The 18,731-nt window shown below is 60.2% G+C and carries 18 protein-coding genes; 12 read left to right on the plus strand and 6 right to left on the minus strand.

The features are described 5' to 3' along the window. Positions 1-725 precede the first annotated feature (725 nt). From BXY39_RS05305 to BXY39_RS05320, 4 genes are all read left to right on the plus strand, one after another. The gene (locus BXY39_RS05305) at positions 726-1,484 is read left to right on the plus strand and encodes an SDR family NAD(P)-dependent oxidoreductase (protein ID WP_121937823.1); all 759 of its coding nucleotides are present in this window, start codon (positions 726-728) and stop codon (positions 1,482-1,484) included. A 134-nt stretch (positions 1,485-1,618) separates the two neighbouring features. Continuing rightward, positions 1,619-3,502: an ATP-binding protein gene (locus tag BXY39_RS05310; protein WP_121937824.1), complete on the plus strand. Its 1,884-nt coding sequence runs from the start codon at positions 1,619-1,621 to the stop codon at positions 3,500-3,502. A gap of 151 nt (positions 3,503-3,653) precedes the next feature. Beyond that, positions 3,654-5,450, plus strand: a complete 1,797-nt coding sequence (locus BXY39_RS05315; protein WP_121937825.1) for a DUF885 domain-containing protein — start codon at positions 3,654-3,656, stop codon at positions 5,448-5,450. Between the two features lie 109 nt (positions 5,451-5,559). Beyond that, the gene (locus BXY39_RS05320; protein WP_121937826.1) at positions 5,560-6,564 is read left to right on the plus strand and encodes a cysteine synthase A; all 1,005 of its coding nucleotides are present in this window, start codon (positions 5,560-5,562) and stop codon (positions 6,562-6,564) included. A gap of 70 nt (positions 6,565-6,634) precedes the next feature. Here the strand turns inward: BXY39_RS05320 and BXY39_RS05325 are convergent, their stop codons facing one another. The 3 genes from BXY39_RS05325 to BXY39_RS05335 all read right to left on the minus strand — a co-directional run bounded on the left by BXY39_RS05325 (position 6,635) and on the right by BXY39_RS05335 (position 8,654). Further along, complete coding sequence (locus tag BXY39_RS05325; RefSeq protein WP_121937827.1) at positions 6,635-7,108, minus strand: phasin family protein; 474 nt, start codon at positions 7,106-7,108, stop codon at positions 6,635-6,637. A 304-nt stretch (positions 7,109-7,412) separates the two neighbouring features. Then, the gene (locus tag BXY39_RS05330; protein WP_121937828.1) at positions 7,413-8,006 is read right to left on the minus strand and encodes a hypothetical protein; all 594 of its coding nucleotides are present in this window, start codon (positions 8,004-8,006) and stop codon (positions 7,413-7,415) included. Positions 8,007-8,171: 165 nt separating this feature from the next. Then, positions 8,172-8,654, minus strand: a complete 483-nt coding sequence (locus BXY39_RS05335; RefSeq protein ID WP_121938360.1) for an Lrp/AsnC family transcriptional regulator — start codon at positions 8,652-8,654, stop codon at positions 8,172-8,174. A gap of 161 nt (positions 8,655-8,815) precedes the next feature. Here BXY39_RS05335 and ald point away from each other — a divergent pair, with 161 nt between their 5' ends. The 3 genes from ald to BXY39_RS05350 all read left to right on the plus strand — a co-directional run bounded on the left by ald (position 8,816) and on the right by BXY39_RS05350 (position 12,105). After that, positions 8,816-9,928, plus strand: a complete 1,113-nt coding sequence (gene ald, locus BXY39_RS05340) for an alanine dehydrogenase (RefSeq protein ID WP_121937829.1) — start codon at positions 8,816-8,818, stop codon at positions 9,926-9,928. 57 nt (positions 9,929-9,985) lie between these two features. Beyond that, positions 9,986-10,993: an asparaginase gene (locus BXY39_RS05345; RefSeq protein ID WP_121937830.1), complete on the plus strand. Its 1,008-nt coding sequence runs from the start codon at positions 9,986-9,988 to the stop codon at positions 10,991-10,993. 140 nt (positions 10,994-11,133) lie between these two features. Continuing rightward, a complete protein-coding gene (locus BXY39_RS05350) occupies positions 11,134-12,105 on the plus strand; it encodes an EAL domain-containing protein (RefSeq protein WP_211332103.1) in 972 nt (323 codons plus the stop codon). A gap of 67 nt (positions 12,106-12,172) precedes the next feature. On the opposite strand, the gene BXY39_RS05355 is transcribed toward BXY39_RS05350, so the two are convergent. Further along, entirely contained in the window at positions 12,173-12,655 is a 483-nt protein-coding gene (locus tag BXY39_RS05355) for a MarR family winged helix-turn-helix transcriptional regulator (protein WP_121938361.1), read from the minus strand. 148 nt (positions 12,656-12,803) lie between these two features. On the opposite strand from BXY39_RS05355, the gene hppD reads away from it, so the two are divergent. The 5 genes from hppD to phhA all read left to right on the plus strand — a co-directional run bounded on the left by hppD (position 12,804) and on the right by phhA (position 17,156). Continuing rightward, positions 12,804-13,874, plus strand: a complete 1,071-nt coding sequence (gene hppD, locus BXY39_RS05360) for a 4-hydroxyphenylpyruvate dioxygenase (RefSeq protein ID WP_121937832.1) — start codon at positions 12,804-12,806, stop codon at positions 13,872-13,874. A 15-nt stretch (positions 13,875-13,889) separates the two neighbouring features. After that, complete coding sequence (locus BXY39_RS05365) at positions 13,890-14,429, plus strand: VOC family protein (RefSeq protein ID WP_121937833.1); 540 nt, start codon at positions 13,890-13,892, stop codon at positions 14,427-14,429. Between the two features lie 66 nt (positions 14,430-14,495). Further along, positions 14,496-15,518: a fumarylacetoacetate hydrolase family protein gene (locus tag BXY39_RS05370; RefSeq protein ID WP_121937834.1), complete on the plus strand. Its 1,023-nt coding sequence runs from the start codon at positions 14,496-14,498 to the stop codon at positions 15,516-15,518. Next, positions 15,515-16,198 (plus strand): maleylacetoacetate isomerase, encoded by a 684-nt coding sequence (gene maiA / locus BXY39_RS05375; RefSeq protein ID WP_121937835.1) that lies wholly within the window; start codon positions 15,515-15,517, stop codon positions 16,196-16,198. Before BXY39_RS05370 ends, maiA begins: the two co-directional genes overlap by 4 nt. Before the next feature lie 49 nt (positions 16,199-16,247). Then, the gene (gene phhA, locus BXY39_RS05380) at positions 16,248-17,156 is read left to right on the plus strand and encodes a phenylalanine 4-monooxygenase (RefSeq protein WP_121937836.1); all 909 of its coding nucleotides are present in this window, start codon (positions 16,248-16,250) and stop codon (positions 17,154-17,156) included. Positions 17,157-17,208: 52 nt separating this feature from the next. On the opposite strand, the gene BXY39_RS05385 is transcribed toward phhA, so the two are convergent. Together BXY39_RS05385 and BXY39_RS05390 are read right to left on the minus strand one after the other, a co-directional pair. Continuing rightward, entirely contained in the window at positions 17,209-17,409 is a 201-nt protein-coding gene (locus tag BXY39_RS05385; RefSeq protein ID WP_121937837.1) for a tautomerase family protein, read from the minus strand. A gap of 122 nt (positions 17,410-17,531) precedes the next feature. Then, a complete protein-coding gene (locus BXY39_RS05390) occupies positions 17,532-18,662 on the minus strand; it encodes a Leu/Phe/Val dehydrogenase (protein ID WP_121937838.1) in 1,131 nt (376 codons plus the stop codon). Positions 18,663-18,731: the final 69 nt, after the last annotated feature.

Consider the following 18,731-nt stretch of genomic DNA (forward strand, 5'->3'; position numbering starts at 1 on the left):
CGCGGTGTGTCTCAGGATATCCTGGCCCGTCTCAGGGTATCAGGACCTCCGGGTCTGTCGCGAGGTATCCGCCTCCATCCGGGGCCGGGCGGTCGCCGTCCGGGGGGCGGGCGTCGATCCCGTTCCCAGGGCAGGTCACGGGCTCCCCCCATTCATCCGGTGGCGGATGTCCCGTGGCTTCTCCGGTGGGCGATGTCGTGGCCAGGGGTCTTGCTCTACACCCCCTGGGCGCCTAGGGCCTCGTGGTCTGTCTCAGGATACCCGGGCCTGTCTCAGGATATCCGGCTCTATCCGGTGCCGGGCGGCCTCCCTCCGGGGGCGCTGGCCCCCCCGTCATGTCTTCAGGCCCCGTCCCTTTATCCGGCGGCGGATGTCCGGCGGCCTCCCAGGCGGGCGGTGTCACGGCCGGAGGTGTCTTGCTCCGGGAGGTTTGTTCCGGCGGCCTTGCAGCGGCGGTTTAAGCCGGCGCCCGCGCCCTCCCGCCTTGCTCCTGTCCGGTCTCCGTCAGGCCCCGCCTGGGCCCCGTCATGCGGGCGTTCGCCACGGTTTCGGCCCCCCCCTCGGTTTCAGGCATCCGCTGTTTTTCGGGTATCCAGAGTTGCAGGCGCGCGCGCATTGTGTAACGAAAGACGCTATCACGGCACTGTCAAGGTGGCGGATCATATGATAATGCCTGTGCTTAAATGTCGGCGCAGGGCTATCGACAGGCAAGGGGGAAGGCCATCATGGATCTGGGACTGAACGGCACGCGCGCGCTCGTGACCGGCGGCACGCGCGGCATCGGCGCGGCCATCGTCGACCTTCTCGCGCGCGAGGGCGCCCATGTCGCTTTCTGCGCCCGCGACGGCCAGCAGGTGTCGCATCGTGTCGCGCAACTGCAGGCCGACGGTCTCAACGTTCTCGGCCAGACCTGCGACGTCGCCGACCCGGCCGCCTATCTCGCCTGGTGCCAGGCAGCAGCCCAGACCTTGGGCGGTGTCGACATCTTCGTCGCCAATGTCAGCGGCGGCGCCGGCACCGGCGAGGAGGGCTGGCGCACCGCCTTTGACGTCGACCTCATGGGCACGGTGCGCGGCTGCGAGAATGTCCTTCTGCCCATGGCGCAGTCGGGCGGCGGTGCCATCGTCATCATTTCCAGCATCGCCGGCGTCGAGGCCATGGGCGACCCCGGTCCTTACGGCACGATCAAGGCCGGTCTTCTGTCCTATGCCAGCCAGCTGGCCCGGGCCGCCGGCCCGCACGGCATCCGCGTCAACGCCGTCTCGCCCGGGCCGATCCATGCGGATGACGGTTTCTGGGGGGAGATAGAGCGCACGCAGCCGGATATTTACCAGTCCACCGCCGAGCGTCACCCCGACCGCCGTCTGGGCACGACGGAGGAGGTGGCGCGGGCGGTCGCCTTTCTCGCCAGTCCGGCGGCGTCCTGGATCAACGGCACCAACCTGATCGTCGACGGCGGCTTTACCCAGCGGGTGCAGTTTTAGGGGATTGTGTCGGTGCCCGCTGCCTTGCCACAGTCACGCATATGTCAAGTTTGGTTTGCCGTTGCAGAATGGCAAGACTATTCTTTTCGCGGTCAACAACGCCGCGACTGCCAACACTGTGATTGCAAAACACCGTGACTGACGAGGCTTTTGTAGAATATGAGCTGCCTGTGCCGACGGACACGCCGATAAAGCGCATTGTAATACTTCTGCCGCTGCTTGGCGCCGTTCTGGCGCTGGTCAGTGTTGCCCTGTCGCAAATCCTGTCCGAGGGCACGGGGGTCGGGGCCATCGGCGTTATGGCCGCCGTGTTTCTGGGGGGAGGCGTCGGGTTCGCATTGCAGGTGGCGTTCAACCGCATGGTGCTGCGCCCGCAGGATGTCCTGATCGATGCCGTGCTGGCCATCGCCGCCGAGGAGGAAAATGCCGGCGCCATCCTGGCGCAGGCCCCGAAAGTGCTGGACGAGGAGGTGGCCGGCGCGCTGGATGCGCTGAACGCCCGCCTGGCCGACATGGCGAGCAAGGTCCTGGCAGCGGAGGAGGGGGAGACCCGCCTGCAGGAAGTGATGCAGGACCGCCGCCGCAACGAAGGGGTCCTGCGCGAGCAGCGCGAGGCCTTCGCCAAACTGGCGAACGAATTGTCCCGCGCACGCGATGCGGCTGAATCCGCCAATGTCGCCAAGTCGGAATTCCTGGCCACCATGAGCCACGAAATCCGCACGCCCCTGAACGGCGTGATCGGCATGATCGAGCTTCTGATGGACACCGACCTGGATGAAAACCAGCGGCATTTCGCGGTGACCCTGCGTCAGTCCGGTGAGACCCTGCTGCGGGTGATCAACGACATTCTGGATATTTCCAAGCTGGATGCCGGCAAGGTGGACCTGGAATACCAGCCCCTGCGCCTGAATGACGTCCTGAATGATACGGTCGAGTTTCTGGCCCCCAAGGCCCGGGAAAAGGGCCTTGCCTTGCAGTGCGAATGCGGGTCGACCATTCCGGACGTCATCGTGTCCGATCCCACGCGCCTGCGGCAGATTCTGTTCAATCTTGTCGGCAATGCAATCAAATTCACCGAGACGGGCGGCGTGACCATCGGTACGCGCCTGCTGAACCGTCAGGATGACAACCTGACCGTCAAGATCACGGTCAGGGATACCGGTATCGGTATTGAGCCGTCGGCGATTGCGCGTCTGTTCCAGAAATTCACCCAGGCCGACGCCTCGACCACGCGGCGGTTCGGCGGCACCGGCCTGGGGCTTGCCATCTGCAAGCAGCTTTGCATTCTTCTCGGCGGTGATATCGGGGTTGAGAGCGAGATCGGCGAAGGCTCGACCTTCTGGTTTACCTTCAAGTGCAAGGTCGGCGATGCCAGCGACGTGGTGGAAGGACGCCAGTTCAAGAAAATCGTCGCCCTGTCCGAGACAACCGCACGCCGAAAGCTGCGGGTTCTCGTCGCCGATGACAATCCCATCAATCAGAACATTATTGAAAACCTGCTCGGCAAGCTGGGGCATGAACTGGTCAGGGTTGAGAATGGCGCCGAGGCTTGCCAGGCGGTCGAACAACAGGATTTCGACCTTGTTCTGATGGACGTGCAGATGCCGGTCCTTGGCGGGATAGACGCCACCAAATGGATCCGGGCCATGGAGGGCGACAAGGCGTCCATCCCCATTATCGCCTGCACCGCCGATGCCTTTCCCGAGCAGATACAGCGTTTTCATCAGGCCGGGATGCAGCAGGTGGTGACCAAGCCGATCAACCGCGAAGAACTGATGAACGCGATCGATATCGCCCTCGGCGAAACCATCCACGATTTCGTCGGACCGGAGGCCGTGCCGGGGGCATTGTTCCTGCCAGAGCAGGACGGCCCGGAAGCCGTGCCCCAGATCACGGATGCCGAATTCGATGATCCTGAAACGGGCGCGTCAGCGGCGGAAGACGCGGCAAAACCGGACACCGCCGACAAGACGGCCGGCAATCAGGCGCTGGACGAGCTTCTGAAGGAGCTTGGCTGAATCGTGAATTGAACCAAGCGGACACGGGCATCCAAAATCCGATGCCGGTTTGTCACAGAGCCGCACATTCCGATCAGAGAAACAAATTGATACGCGCCATGCCCTGAACGGTATATCCGCCGGGCTGGCCGCATGATGAGGGGAGGGAGCCATGTGGGCACGATCAGTATCCGCCATTGTCGCGGCCACCGTGATTTTGACAGGCCTGTTGCACGGGGATGCGGCCCTGGCCGATGCGCGGGAGGATGCGGCCACGGCCCTGCATGCCCTGTTTGCCCGCGAGCGCATAATCTATTACCGGGAAAATCCGGGGACTGCCCCGGTGGGTGCCCCCCGTCCCGTCCCTGACCGCTGGCGGGGTGTCGCGCCGGAAGATCACAGCCGCCGGAGCGATCAGGCCGGTATTTTCCTGGACGACCTGAACGCCATCGACCGGTCCGCGTTGGGCGATGAGGACCGTCTGAATCATGACATGTTCCGGTATTATCTGGAGCGCGAGCTGTTGTTCGCCCGCTATCGTACCTGGAGGATACCTTTTTTCAGTGACAGCGGCTTCCATACCTATCCGAGCCGGGCATGGACGCAGTATAACTTCACCAGTGTCGGGGATTATGAGCGCTACATCGCCCTTTTGACGGCGTTGCCGGCTTATTTTGAAGCGCACATCGCCAATCTGGAAACCGGGATGGCGGAAAGGTTCACCATGCCGCGGGTGGTGATGGAGGGGCTGCTGCCGACGTTCGGGGCCTATGTCACCGACGACCCTGCGGAGAGTCCGTTTTACGGTCCGTTCGTCCGCATGGCGGATACCATCGACCCTGCGGAAAGCAAGCGGTTGCAGACGACGGCGCAAGCGGCCATTGCTAACCATGTGGTGCCGGCTTATGCCCGTCTGGACCGTTTCATTCGGGAAGAGTATATGCCGGCGGTCCGCACGGCGCTTGACGCGACCGGTCTGCCGGGCGGTAAGTCATATTATGCGGCAATGGTGCGGTTCTACACCACGCTCGACATCACCCCGGAAGAGGTGCACGCAAAAGGCCTGAGTGAGGTTGAGCGCATCCGCAGGGAAATGGAGGCCGTGATTGCGGACGCCGGATTTGACGGCGGGTTGCAGGCATTCATTGCGTTTCTGCGCAGTGACCCGCAATTTTACGCCAAAAGCGAGCGGGACCTTTTGCTGACCGCCAGCTATCTGGCGAAAAAGATCGATGGGGTGATGCCGGCCTTTTTCGGGCGTTTGCCACGGCAGCCTTACGGGGTTGAAGCGGTCCCGGCGGCGATCGCCCCCAACTACACCACCGGGCGTTATGTGGGCGCGCCCCTGGATGCGCCGCGTGGCGGCATGTATTGGGTCAACACCTATGCGCTGGACAAGCGGCCCTTATATACCTTGCCTGCCCTGACCCTGCATGAGGCCGTGCCCGGCCACCATCATCAGATCGCCCTGTCCAAGGAACTGGAAAATGTGCCTGAATTCCGGCTGGGACTTTACCCGCATGCCTTTGGCGAAGGGTGGGGCCTGTATGCGGAAAAGCTGGGCATTGAAATGGGGCTTTATGAAACGCCTTATGACCATTTCGGGCGTCTGTCCTATGAAATGTGGCGGGCTTGCAGACTTGTGATCGATACCGGGATTCATGCCTTCGGGTGGACACGGGAACGGGCGATTGCCCTGCTGGAAGAAAATTCCGCATTGTCCACCCACAATATCCGCACGGAAGTCGACCGCTATATATCCTGGCCGGGGCAGGCACTGGCTTACAAAATGGGCGAACTGAAGATTCTGGAGTTGCGCCGCCGGGCGCAGAAGGTGTTGGGTGCACGGTTCGATATCCGTGCGTTTCATGACGAGATCCTGTCAGTTGGCGGTGTGCCGCTCGGCCTGCTGGAAGACCGTATCGACCTTTGGATCGAAGCGCAGACCGGTGAGGACGGTGCAGGTTAGGGGATTAGACAAACTATTCCGCTGCTCCTGTTTTCTTGAATTGCTTTTTGCGCGCCCAGCCGCCATTCCTGGGTGATATAGAAAAATTTTTTATCCTGGAGGCCTTTTCATGGATACGGGAGCGATCGCCGGTATCGGCAATACGCCGCTGATCAAGCTGAGATACGCATCGGAACTGACCGGATGCGACATATATGGCAAGGCGGAGTATGCCAATCCCGGCGGATCGGTAAAGGACCGACCCGCGCTGAACATCATCGAGGATGCCGAGAAAAACGGCTATCTGGAACCGGGAGGGCTGATCGTTGAAGGTACGGCCGGCAACACGGGGATCGGTCTTGCCGTTGTGGCGAATGCCAAAGGGTACCGGACGCTGATCGTGATGCCGGAAACGCAAAGCCAGGAAAAGATCGACACATTGAGAACGCTGGGGGCAGGGCTGAAACTGGTCCCGGCCGCCCCTTATTCCAACCCCAACAATTTCCAGCATGTGGCACGGCGCCTGGCGGAAGAGCTGGCATCCACGGAAAAACACGGTGCCGTTTGGGCCAATCAGTTTGACAATGTGGCCAACCGCGAGGCCCACATCAAAACCACGGCCCGTGAAATCTGGGAGCAGACAGAGGGAAAGGTGGACGGTTTTATCTGTGCGGCCGGGACCGGCGGGACCGTGGCCGGTGTCGGCATCGGGCTGAAATCATACCGCAGGGATGTCGTCATCGGCCTGGCCGACCCCATGGGCGCCGCCTTGTACAGCTATTATACGACCGGCGAACTGAAAGCCGAAGGGGGGTCGATTTCTGAAGGAATCGGACAAAGCCGCATCACCGACAATCTGGAAGGCGCGCCGATCGACACCGCCTTCCAGATTCCGGATGAAGAGGCATTGCCGATCGCTTTCGATCTGCTGGAAAAGGAAGGTCTTTGTGTCGGGGCATCGACGGGGGTCAATGTGGCGGGCGCCATCCGCCTTGCAAGGCGGATGGGGCCCGGCCACACCATTGTGACCATCATTTGCGACAGCGGCCTGCGGTATCAGTCGCGCCTGTTCAACCCGGATTTCCTGCGTTCAAAGGCATTGCCCGTGCCGCACTGGCTTGAAAAACGGCTTTAACCGTCAGCATCCACAGTTGGGTATGTTTTCTCAACCCGGACAGTGATCCTTGTTATGCGCAGGCAGTCTGTCAGGAGTCGGTTTTGTGTGTGCCGAGGGTTTCTTCCTCAAGCTCAGTCACGCCTTTCAGACTGTTTTCCGCCGCGAGACTGCCGAGTTTGGAGAATTCTTCCATATATTCCCGCATCATGTCCTGCATGAAGACTGAATACTGTTCCAGAACATCACCCGGCGACGTGCATTTGGACAGGGAATGCTGAAAATCAATATCTTCCTGCAGACGGCGACTGACGAAATTGCTCAATTCGCTGTGGACATTGGCAACGCCTGTGAGAAAAACGTCGCTCATACGCGACAGGGCCTGAATATTTTTTGTGCTGAGCGCCATGAAGGCCTCGCCGTCCATGGCAGGGATGCCGATGGGATTTGGCGTGGCGGCTGTAGTTGCAGCCGTGACACTTGCCGCCGTCTTCTGTGCGGCATCGCTGGCGGCAGCGGTTTTTCCGCTGGTTGAGGTTTGCGAGGCGGTTTTCGTCTGGGCCATAGGGTATCCTTTCCTGTCCTGGAGTAAAGGTGGCGCCCCTCCCTTCCCGCCGGGCGGTCGTGGCCTGCCCGATCAGAACCCGCCCGACTGTTGGCGGCAGTCGGACACGTTACGCATATCGCCCGACACATCCTGAAGGTGTTTCCTGTGAAGGTGGCCGAGCGCCTGTAACCCTATAAAACAACAGACCGGCAAATATTGACCCGCGTCAAGAAATGTGGGTTTGCCAACGAAAATAGACGATATCCCACCATTGCAGCATGTTTCAGGATATCCATCGCCATTGACGATTTAATCGGTGCCATCAATGCAGAGTTGCATGCGCTGGCATGACATGGCCTTCGAGAGACTGGCCGTAAGAGTCTTTTGTGCGATCCGGAACCCTATCCGTATCGGCCGGCGGCCGCAGGCGGAAGGAGGCGTCCACGAGACGACCGGCAAACAGGATCAGATGATGTTCGGCCAGACGGGCCTGTGCATCCTGAAGCCAGTGGCGGATCAGGGCGCGCCCGGTATGCAGGTCACCGTATTGATACGCGGCCAGGGCTGCCAGCAGTCTCCGCTCGTCAGCGCTGGGGCGCCCGCATTTCCGGCACCCTGTTGTCAGGCCGTCCGGCGCGTTGTGCGCCACGAGGCTGAGGAAACAGTCCCATGAGCGTGCCGCCGCCGGGCCGCCGGCATGGCAGAACGCGCGGCTCCATGCCATGAGGCTGTCGTGCCGCTCACGGCTGCCTTCCGGTGCGGTTACGGCGCCGACCCAGCGCCGTGTCATAAACAGAACCAGCTGTTCGGCGGCGTTCAAATCCCTGCAACTGCGTTCCTTTGGCGTGGATGGCGTGTCGTTCCTGTTGGGTGCGGCCATGTCGATGCGTGCGTGAGAGCGCAAGGGGCGGGTCATGAAAAGCTGTCCTTCCTAAATGGTGGAAAGTCAATCAATAATGAAGATAAGAATTATTATCAATAAAAATATCGATCCATATGGATGTATGATGCCATATCAAGCTGATCTTGCAGTAACAGACGTATCCACTGTGATGCCATGTCGCTTCTGATGGAAAGAGCTTCAGGGAAGCGGTTCAGGAGGAGTCTGGTCCAGAGGCAGACGATTGCGCCGCAGTACGGTGCGCAGGGCAAAACTGGAATGGACACGGGCAACGCCGGGCAACCGGGTCAGGCTGTGATGCAAACGCTCGTAATCCGGAGCGTCACGCACGACGACGCGGATCAGATAGTCCACATCCCCGCTCATCAGGAAACATTCCATCACCTCGGGTACATGGGTGACAGCGCGTTCGAATGCGCCCAGATGTTCCTCGCGCTGACTGTCGAGGGAGACCCGAACGAAGACCGACCCCGGCAATCCCACGGCGGCGGCATTCAGTGTCGCACTGTAACCGGTCAGGACATGCCTGTCCTCCAGTGCCTTGACCCGGCGCGACGTGGCGGACTCCGAGAGGCCGACGGCATCGGCCAGTTCACGGTTGGTCAGGCGCCCGTCATTCTGTAGCTGGCTTAAAATGGCACGATCAATCTTATCAAGGGCCATGTGGGGCAAGACTTTGCTTTCAATGTGCATATTGAGAAGAATGTTTGCATGATGCTGCGATTTTACCGCTGACTTCGCAAGGACTTTCTGTGCCTGCTTTGGTAGGGTGCCGGCCATGTCACCATTATGGTCATGATGCATCGAGGATAGAGGGGGTTGCCATGCTGATCGGCGTGCCGAAGGAAATCAAAACACGTGAGTACCGCGTCGGTCTGACGCCGGCCAATGTGCGGGAATTCATCGCCCATGGACATAGCGTTCTGGTGCAGAAGAACGCGGCCTATGAAATCGGTTTCACCGATACCGACTATATGGCGGCCGGTGCGGCGATTGCGGACACGGCGGAAGAAATCTTCGCCAAGGCCGAGATGATCGTGAAGGTGAAGGAACCGCAGGAGTCCGAATATACCCAGTTGCGCGAAGGACAGATCCTTTACACCTATCTGCATCTGGCGCCCGATGTGCCGCAGACGGACGGATTGATTAAATCCGGCTGTGTGGCTGTGGCTTATGAAACGGTGACGGACAGCCGTGGGGGACTGCCGCTGCTGGCGCCCATGTCGGAAGTGGCGGGCCGGATGTCCATTCAGGCCGGCGCGCATGCGCTGGAAATGAGCCAGGGCGGACGCGGTATGTTGCTTGGGGGCGTGCCGGGTGTGGTACCCGCAAAGGTCACGGTCATCGGCGGCGGTGTCGTCGGAACCAATGCCGCCCGCATGGCAGCCGGCCTTGGCGCCGATGTGGTCATACTGGACCGGTCCATTCCGCGTCTGGCGCAATTGGACGATTTGTTTCAGGGGCGGGCAAAAACCGTCTTTTCCACGGCGGAGGCGATTGAGGAACATGTGTTGAGTGCCGACCTGACGGTCGGCGCCGTTCTGATCCCCGGCGCGGCCGCGCCCAAACTGGTGACGGCGGACATGGTCGCCCATATGCCGCGCGGCTCCGTTCTGGTCGATGTGGCCATCGATCAGGGGGGCTGCTTTGAAACGGCGAAACCGACCACGCATGCCGAGCCCACCTATGTGGTTGATGAAGTGGTGCATTACTGCGTCGCCAACATGCCAGGCGGCGTTGCCCGTACGTCGACATTGGCCCTGAACAATGCCACGCTTGCCCATGGTTTGGCCCTGGCGGACAAGGGCTGGCAGCAGGCCCTGAAAGATGATACGCATCTGCGCGCCGGACTGAATGTATGTGAGGGCAAGGTGACGTATGAAGCGGTGGCGCGTGATCAGAACCGCGACTATACCCCGGCGGAAATGCTGCTGTAAGGGCGCTTTCCGCACAGCCGCTTCCATCGGGTTCATAAGATCCCCGTGGGGGTGCCTGTGAGCGGGCGCCTGTCCGTCCAGATATATGGACTGGGCGGCACCATCGCCATGAGCGGTATGGAGGGTGACGCTGTTCTGCCGGTTCTGGACGCGGCCGCGTTGACGTCGGCGGTGCCGGGGCTGGACCGCATCGCCGATATCAGCGCCGAAACCCTGGAAGGCATCGGCAGCGCCAATCTGCATTATGGGCATATTCTGGACATTTGCCGTCGTGCGGAGGCGGGAACGGCGCAAGGTGTCGTCGTTACGCAGGGGACCGACACACTGGAAGAAGCGGCGTTTCTGGCCAGTCTGCTGTATCGGGGCACGGTCCCTCTGGTCTTTACCGGCGCCATGCGCCCGGCCAGCAGCACCGGCGCGGACGGACCGCGCAATATTCTCGATGCGGTGGCAACCGCCCTGGATGCCGGCGCGCCGCCCGTTTCAATCGTGATGAACGGCACGGTGCACGACCCCTGGCGCGTGCGTAAGGCCCACACCAGCACAGTCGATGCCTTTGTCAGCGACGGCGGGCCGCTGGCCACGGTGTCGGAAGGACGGCCCGACTGGCTGGCCCTGCCGCCGGCAAGGCCGTGCCCGGACGGGGCGCGGCCCGCGGACCTGGCCCCGGTTGCCCTTGTTCCCGCCACTTTTAACGACACGGCCTGGATCATCGACCAGCTTGTGGACGCGCCGTATGCCGGTGTGGTGATTGCCGCTTTCGGAGCCGGACATGTCAGCGAGGTCTGGGCGGACAGGCTGGAAGTGCTGGCACGTACAAAACCCGTGGTTCTGGCCAGCCGCTGCGGGGCGGGACGGGTTCATGAGCAAACATATGGCTACACCGGTGCGGAAATCGACCTGATATCACGCGGGCTGGAGCCGTCCGGGCGTCTGGATGGTTATAAGTCGCGGTTGTTGCTTGGTTATATCTGTGCAACTATAGGCCCACAGTGGCGATCCGCCTTTCGCAGGGCGGTCGCCATGGACTTTTCAGGCAAAGGGCCAAGCATAAGGACCCGTTGAAAAAAGCCTTTGATTATTTGGTTTTGATATTTTTAGGGGCATGAAAGTTCGGCTCTATGCTGTTGCCCGATAAAAACAGACCTGGCTTTGTTTTCTTTTGGGTCGATGACGCAACGTTACGCGTGCGAGTCGCGGCTTTGATGACTGATTTCGGGGCATCGAGACGGTTTCTCGATCAGGACAGTGTCCTATGCTTTCACGTTCATCAGTCGGAAAGGGTGCTTTTGCAGCTGGACACATGTTTCAGCCTGTATGAGCGTCGGCATATCCGCCTGATGGTGTGCGATTCCCCCTCTCCCAATATCAGCCAGTTCGCCAATGTCCGCTCGCTTGAGCAACTGACAAACAGCCTGTCGGGCCGCTGGATCGCCGAACTCGTGGCCGAGAAACGTTATCGGTCCCTGATGCAGCCGATCGTCTCGGCGACGGATTATCGTCAGGTTCTGGGGTATGAGTTTCTGTTCCGGGGTATGAAGGAAGACGGAACGGATGTCCCGCCGCCCATCCTGTTCGATACGGCGATGCGCGCCGATGTTGCCTATATGCTGGACATGGCGGCAGGGGAAAGCGCGATTGAGACGGCAATCGACCTTTCCATCGATGGGGATCTTTTCATCAATATCCTGCCCGATACGCTGGCCCGGCCCGAAGGGCTGGATGCCTGGCTGACCACGGTTGTCGAAGACCGGGGCGTGGACACCGAGCGGATTGTTTTCGAACTGGTGGAAAGCCAGCAGATGGCGGACCCGGAATTGCTGAAAACACTGGCGGCCTGGTTGCGCAGCGCGGGTGCACGACTGGCATTGGATGATTTTGGCAGCGGTTTCAACAATCTGGTGATGCTGACGGATGTCCGGCCCGATTTCATCAAGCTTGACAAATCCCTTGTGCAGCATCTGACCCATGATCCGCAAAAGTGGAACATGGTGGCCAATATCGTCGACTCCGCCAAACAGGCCGGTGTCCGTGTCATCGCCGAAGGGGTGGAGGACAAGGTCACGGCATCCGCCCTCCGCGATACAGGCGTTGAATATCTGCAGGGCTATTATCTGGGGTATCCGGCGGAACGGCCGGTGGGGTTGAGAGCCCGCCAATCCGTCAGCATGGCTTAAAGGGCGGAACCGGAAGCCCGCCCGGTTGTTTTACATGCCCACCGCCCCGCTTCGGCGCCGTTTGCGGCTATTTCTCTTTTTCCATGTGATCGACCGCGTCCGGTGCGGCCAGCTTGTCGAGGAGCCTGTCGAGCGTTTCTCTCTCGTCCATGCTCAGTTTGGCCAGAATTTCCTGCTCATACGCCAGTGCGAGCGGAACGATGCGGCGGTAGACGGCATAGCCCTCGGCCGAGAGGGACAGAACCGACCGTCTCCGGTCATCGGCGGCAAAATGGCGTATCAAACGCCCCGATTGCAGCAGCCGTGCGACGGCGCGGCTGACGGCGACCTTGTCCATGGCGGTCCGCTCCGCCACGTCAGCGGCCGACAGGTCCGGCGTATCCCCCAGCACCGCCATGACACGCCATTCAGGCAGGCTGATCTGGAAACGTGCCTCGTAGCGGTCGGCAATGGCGCGGGACACCCTGTTGGACAGAACCGAAAGCCGGTAGGGCAGGAAGGACGCAAGTGTCAGCGCGGCGTGACGGTCGTTCATATCATGGTCAGCCATGGCGCGGCCTTTTTGACGTGAGAGATGCATTGTCGCTTGCGGAAAGTTTCATATGAAACTAATATCTTCGCAAGCAAAACTTGGACCCGGTATATGCAGAGGGTTGCGGTCTGCACCGTATCCTGCATCACCATTAAGGAGACGATAAATGGCGGATCTTTGGGACAATCCACTGGCGACGGACGGTTTTGAATTTGTCGAGTATGCAGCGCCCGATCCCGAACTGCTGCGCACGCTGTTTGAGCGTCTGGGCTTTCCCGCCGTCGCGCGCCATCGCTCCAAGGATGTGACGCTGCACCGTCAGGGGGACATCAATTTCATCATCAATGCCGAACCGGAAAGCTTCGCGCAAAAATTCGCCGCCACCCATGGCCCCTGCGCCTGTGCCATGGCATTCCGTGTGAAGGATGCGGCCTTTGCCTATGACGAGGCAATCAAGCGGGGTGCGAAACCGGTAAGCGATCCTGTCGGTCCGATGGAACTGAACATCCCCTGCCTTGAGGGGATCGGTGGCAGCCGTCTGTATCTGGTGGACCGTTACGGCGACAAAACGATCTACGACGTGGACTTCGTGCCCATCGAAGCCGCAGCGCGCAGTGAGCTTAACGCGGGACTGACCTATCTGGATCACCTGACCCATAATGTCGCCAAGGGCGGCATGGATGTGTGGGCGGGTTTTTACGAGAAGGTCTTCAATTTCCGTGAAATCCGCTATTTCGACATTGAGGGCAAGCTGACCGGTCTGGTGTCCCGGGCCATGACCAGCCCGTGCGGCAAAATCCGTATTCCGATTAACGAGTCTTCCGACGACAAGTCGCAGATCGCCGAATATATCGAGGAATACAAGGGCGAGGGCATTCAGCACATCGCGCTTGGCACCGATGATATCTATCAATCCGTCGATATTCTCAAAGATCGCGGCGTCGCCTTTCAGGATACGCCCGATACATATTATGAGCAGCTTGACACCCGCGTCGAAGGCCACGGCGAGGATACCGGCGCCCTGAAAGAACGCCGCATCCTTCTGGATGGTGCACCGACCGACGGGCAGGGTATTCTGCTGCAGATTTTTACCCAGAATGTGATCGGTCCGATTTTCTTCGAGATCATCCAGCGCAAGGGCAATGAAGGCTTTGGGGAAGGAAACTTCCAGGCGCTGTTCGAGTCCATCGAACTGGACCAGATTCGCCGCGGCGTCCTCGATGCGGATGAGGCATAAGGAAAGGCCCGGGCCATGAAATTGCAGGGCATTCATCACGTTGCCTACCGCTGCCGGGATGCCAAGGAAACGGTTGCCTTTTACCAGAAGGCGCTGGACATGGACTTCCAGCTTGCGATTGCCGAAAACGAAGTGCCGTCCACCAAGGAACCGGACCCGTACATGCACATCTTTCTCGATGCCGGGAACGGCAATGTGCTGGCCTTTTTCGAACTGCCCAATTCACCGGACATGGGGCGGGACGAAAAAACGCCCGAATGGGTGCAGCATATCGCTTTCAAGGTGGACAGCATGGACGCGTTGCTGGCGGCGAAAGACCGGTTGGAGGGGCAGGGCATCGAGGTGCTCGGCCCGGTGGACCATACCATTTTCAAGTCGATCTATTTCTTCGACCCGAATGGTCACCGACTTGAACTGGCGGCCAATACGGACAAGCCCGGTATGCTTGCGGAGTTGCACCGGGTCGCGCCCGATATGCTGGATGAATGGTCGAAAACCAAAAAAGCGCCGCAGCACGCCGCATGGCTGCACGGTGAGGGAGAATTTCCGGGGTAGGGTAGGCGATGTCTTTCGCAGGAGCCACGGCCCGGAGAGCCGATTTCGTTTTGGGGAACTGAATTTATGAAGCTTGCGTCTTTAAAGGAGGGCCGCGACGGCGCCCTCGCCATTGTCAGCCGTGATCTGAGCCGCATGGCCGATGCCCGTGATATTGCGCCGACCCTTCAGGCGGCACTGGACAACTGGGCGGAGGTCAAATCCCGCCTGCAAGACCGGTATGAGGCCCTGAACAGCGGAGCCGTAGAGGGTATGTCCTTTGATGAGACGGTCGTGGACGCCCCATTGCCGCGCGCCTATCAGTGGGCTGACGGGTCTGCCTATGTGAACCATGTGGAACTGGTGCGCAAGGCACGCGGCGCGGAGATGCCCGAAAGTTTCTGGACCGATCCCCTGATGTATCAGGGCGGGTCCGACAGCCTTCTGGCGCCGCGCGACCCTGTACAGGTGTTCCAGACCGACGGCTGGGGTGTGGATTTCGAGGCCGAGATTGCCGTCATCACCGACGATGTACCCATGGGTGTCAGCGCTGAGGCGGCGTTGGATCACGTTCAACTGATCCTGCTGGTGAACGATGTTTCGCTGCGCGGTCTGATCCCCGGGGAGCTGGCCAAGGGCTTTGGCTTTTTTCAGGCGAAGCCGTCCAGTGCGCTCAGCCCCGTGGCGGTGACGCCGGATGAACTGGGCGATGTCTGGGCAGGCGGTAAATTGTCCCTGCCGCTGCTTTCTTTCCTGAACGATACACCTTTCGGCAGGCCCGACGCCGGTGTGGACATGACCTTCCACTTCGGCCAGTTAATCGCCCACGCCGCCAAAACGCGGCCGCTTGCGGCGGGCTCCATCATCGGGTCCGGGACCATTTCCAACAAGATGGACGGCGGTCCCGGCAAGCCGATTGCCGAGGGCGGTGTTGGATATAGTTGTGTTGCCGAAATCCGTATGATCGAGACGATCGAAAGCGGTGCCCCGAAGACACCGTTCCTGCAGTTCGGCGATACCGTGCGGATCGAAATGCGGGATGCGGGCGGTCAGTCCATCTTCGGTGCCATTGAACAGACGATCGAACACGCGGACGGAGACCGGGGATGAGCACGGACGGACCCTGCCAGCGTAAGCTTTACAACTATTTCCGGTCATCCGCGTCATACCGGGTGAGGATTGCGCTGGCCCATAAGGGGTTGTCCTATGACTATGTGCCGGTGAACATCATGCCCAAGGTCAGCGAACAGAAAGACGCGGCCTACAAGGCGCTGAACCCGCAGATGCGGATACCGTTCTACAGGGATCATGCGGTGTCTATTTCGCAATCGCCGGCTATTCTGGAATATCTGGAAGAGTGCTTTCCCGATCCACCGCTTTTGCCGGGGGATCATGCGGGCCGGGCCCTGGTGCGGCAGATGGCGGCACTGGTTGGATGCGACATTCATCCGCTGAACAATCTGTCGGTCTTGACCTATCTGAAGCGCGATCTCGGTGCGGACGACGCGGCCGTCGATGCATGGTATAGTCACTGGATAACGCAGGGTTTTCAGGCATTGGAGACGCTTGCGGCCGCCAGTGACATGCGCGGCACCTTCCTGTATGGCGACAGCCCGACGCTGGCGGATGTTTACCTGGTGCCGCAGATGTGGAATGCGCGCCGTTTCAATGTGTCGCTGGAGGCCTTTCCCCTGCTGACGGCCATAGATGCGGCGGCATGCGCCTTGCCTGCCTTTGCCGATGCCGCACCGGAAGTACAGCCCGATACACCCGAGGAGATGCGTGCATAAGAGAGGCAGGCGGGACACGGGCCATGAACGGTATATGGAGGAGGGAGATATGCTGATTAAGACACGTTTGGGCCGCACCGTGGAAGTGGCCGAAGATTATACCGTTGACCAGGAGTGGGAGCATTTCACCGCGGAAGAACACGACCGCTGGGATCGTCTCTATGCCCGACAATGCAAGATGCTGCCGGGCCGCGCCTGCGACGAGTTCATGGACGGTCTGACCAAGCTGAGTCTTTCAGACAGCGGCATTCCCAATTTTATCGAACTTTCGGATCGTCTGGAAAAGCTGACGGGCTGGCGTGTCGTCGCCGTGCCCGACCTGGTGCCCGACGATGTGTTTTTCGATCATCTGGCCAACCGCCGTTTCCCGGCCGGCAATTTTATCCGCCCGGAAGAGCAGCTCGACTATTTGCAGGAACCGGATGTTTTTCACGATGTGTTCGGCCATGTGCCTATGTTGGCCCATCCCGTCTTTGCCGACTATATGGAAGCGTACGGGCAGGGCGGCCAGCGTGCCGGTGGCCGGGGGGTTCTGAAGAATCTGGCCCGGCTGTACTGGTATACGGTGGAATTCGGCCTGATCAAGACCAGGGACGGCATGCGTATTTATGGTGCCGGCATCGTCAGTTCCAAGTCGGAGAGCATCTTTTCCCTAGACAGTGACTGCCCGCACCGCATCCATTTCGATCTGGAGCGGCTGATGCGCACGGACTACCGCATCGACGACTTTCAGCAGACATATTGGGTGATCGACAGTTTCGACGAGTTGCTCAAGGCCACCTATCAGGATTTTGGGCCGCTGTATGACAGGCTGGAAGGCGACGTTACAGCCTATACCCCCGACACGGTCCTTGATAACGATACGGTGCACAGCCATGGTACCCAGTTGTATGCAAATGCAGGCGGGCGGCTCAAAGGGGCGAGCGACCCGTGCCTTGAGGGCCCGCAGGCGGCCTGAACACCTGGCGCGGGGCGCAATACACCCATAATACAGGATTGGCGATGCAGCCTCAGGACTGCTGTTTGCGCCAGTCCGTGGTCAGCATGCCGGCAAAGCCCCAATTGTCCTCGTCAACTTCATCGATGACGATGTGGATATGTTCGGGCTTTTTGCCAAGCCTGCCCACAAGGCTGTCGGTAATGTCGCCGACAAGCTGTTTCTTCTGGTCGCGTGTCGCGCCCCTGGTGATTTCGACCCGCACATAGGGCATGGCCCTGATCCCTTTTCCGGTATGACGCCACACCCCATTCGGACGGACCGAATGGGGCATGTGTCTTGCTGTCTTGCGGTATGGCTGTATATGTACGACTGGGGCTGAACGCCGGCCGGGACTTATTCCGCCGCTGCCGGTGTCGCCGCCAGTTTTGCCTCGCCCGCGCTGCGGATGATGTCTTCCGCCATTTCGTTGGCAATGATGCCGGTGGGACGTTCCTGCCGGTCGCTTGCCTCGAAAATGCGGCTCAGCGTGTCGCCGATGCGCAGGACCTTGGCACGGCGTGCGTCTTCGTCCAGCCGTTCCTTGTACACTTCGGACTCGACCGAGATAATGCCCCCGGCATTGATCACATAATCGGGCGCATACAGGGCACCGCGCCGGCGCAGGTCTTCATCTTCCACGCCTTCACGTTCCAGCTGATTGTTGGCGGCGCCGGCGATAACCGTGGCCTTTATTTCGGGAATGGTCTTGCGGTTCAGGCCCCCGCCCAGTGCACAGGGCGCGAACACATCGCAGTCCACGGCATGAATGCCTTCCGGTTTTACCACGGTCACATCGCCCATGGCTTTCACCGCATTGATATTGTCTTCGACAATGTCGGTGACGATCAGGTCGGCACCGGCATCCAGAAGATGCCTTGCCAGATACTGACCCACATGACCAAGGCCCTGAATGGCCACGCGTATGCCTTTCAGATCGGTTTTGTTCAAGCGGTGACGCACGGCGGCCTTGATGCCGACGAATACCCCGAGAGCCGTGTGCGGCGACGGATCGCCGGTTCCGAACTCACCCCCTTCAAGGCCGCAGACATATTCCGTCGCCTCGCTGGCGGCGGCCAGCATTGCCGGCGATGTGCCGACATCCTCGGCCGCGTAATAGTTACCGCCCAGACGGTTGACGTTGCGGCCGAAGGCGCGCATCAGATCGTCTGTTCCGAGGGTTTTGGGGGCGCCGATGATGACGGATTTGCCGCCACCGAGACGCAGGCCCGCCATGGCGTTTTTGTAGCTCATCCCACGGGACAGACGTAGGACATCGTACACCGCGTCTTCCTCGGCGCGGCTTTCGGCCACATCGACAGGGACGCTTTTGTAGATTGCACCATAATCCCAGAAGCGCGTTCCCCCGGTCGCCGGGCCAAGAGCCGTGGAGTGCACAGCGATAATCGCTTTCAGGCCTGTCACGCGGTCGCTGCAGAAAACAACCTGTTCATGGTCCCGGAAACTGCGCGAATTAAAAACGGGCATGTCTGGTATCCTTCCGTTGAATATCCCGTGGCGTTCGTTCTTGTCGTTCGGTGCGGGGTTTATTCCGCC

It is taken from the genome of Eilatimonas milleporae (genome assembly GCF_003688555.1).
Taxonomy (GTDB): Bacteria; Pseudomonadota; Alphaproteobacteria; order Sphingomonadales; family Kordiimonadaceae; genus Eilatimonas; species Eilatimonas milleporae.

Excerpts from the sequence above, each read along its gene's own strand:
- BXY39_RS05305 (WP_121937823.1), top strand. The coding sequence starts at position 726 with ATGGATCTGGGACTGAACGGCACGCGCGCGCTCGTGACCGGCGGCACG.
- BXY39_RS05315 (WP_121937825.1), top strand. The coding sequence starts at position 3,654 with ATGTGGGCACGATCAGTATCCGCCATTGTCGCGGCCACCGTGATTTTG.
- BXY39_RS05320 (WP_121937826.1), top strand. The coding sequence starts at position 5,560 with ATGGATACGGGAGCGATCGCCGGTATCGGCAATACGCCGCTGATCAAG.
- BXY39_RS05325 (WP_121937827.1), bottom strand. The coding sequence starts at position 7,108 with ATGGCCCAGACGAAAACCGCCTCGCAAACCTCAACCAGCGGAAAAACC.
- BXY39_RS05330 (WP_121937828.1), bottom strand. The coding sequence starts at position 8,006 with ATGACCCGCCCCTTGCGCTCTCACGCACGCATCGACATGGCCGCACCC.
- BXY39_RS05335 (WP_121938360.1), bottom strand. The coding sequence starts at position 8,654 with ATGGCCCTTGATAAGATTGATCGTGCCATTTTAAGCCAGCTACAGAAT.
- ald (WP_121937829.1), top strand. The coding sequence starts at position 8,816 with ATGCTGATCGGCGTGCCGAAGGAAATCAAAACACGTGAGTACCGCGTC.
- BXY39_RS05350 (WP_211332103.1), top strand. The coding sequence starts at position 11,134 with ATGACTGATTTCGGGGCATCGAGACGGTTTCTCGATCAGGACAGTGTC.
- BXY39_RS05355 (WP_121938361.1), bottom strand. The coding sequence starts at position 12,655 with ATGGCTGACCATGATATGAACGACCGTCACGCCGCGCTGACACTTGCG.
- hppD (WP_121937832.1), top strand. The coding sequence starts at position 12,804 with ATGGCGGATCTTTGGGACAATCCACTGGCGACGGACGGTTTTGAATTT.
- BXY39_RS05365 (WP_121937833.1), top strand. The coding sequence starts at position 13,890 with ATGAAATTGCAGGGCATTCATCACGTTGCCTACCGCTGCCGGGATGCC.
- BXY39_RS05370 (WP_121937834.1), top strand. The coding sequence starts at position 14,496 with ATGAAGCTTGCGTCTTTAAAGGAGGGCCGCGACGGCGCCCTCGCCATT.
- maiA (WP_121937835.1), top strand. The coding sequence starts at position 15,515 with ATGAGCACGGACGGACCCTGCCAGCGTAAGCTTTACAACTATTTCCGG.
- phhA (WP_121937836.1), top strand. The coding sequence starts at position 16,248 with ATGCTGATTAAGACACGTTTGGGCCGCACCGTGGAAGTGGCCGAAGAT.
- BXY39_RS05385 (WP_121937837.1), bottom strand. The coding sequence starts at position 17,409 with ATGCCCTATGTGCGGGTCGAAATCACCAGGGGCGCGACACGCGACCAG.
- BXY39_RS05390 (WP_121937838.1), bottom strand. The coding sequence starts at position 18,662 with ATGCCCGTTTTTAATTCGCGCAGTTTCCGGGACCATGAACAGGTTGTT.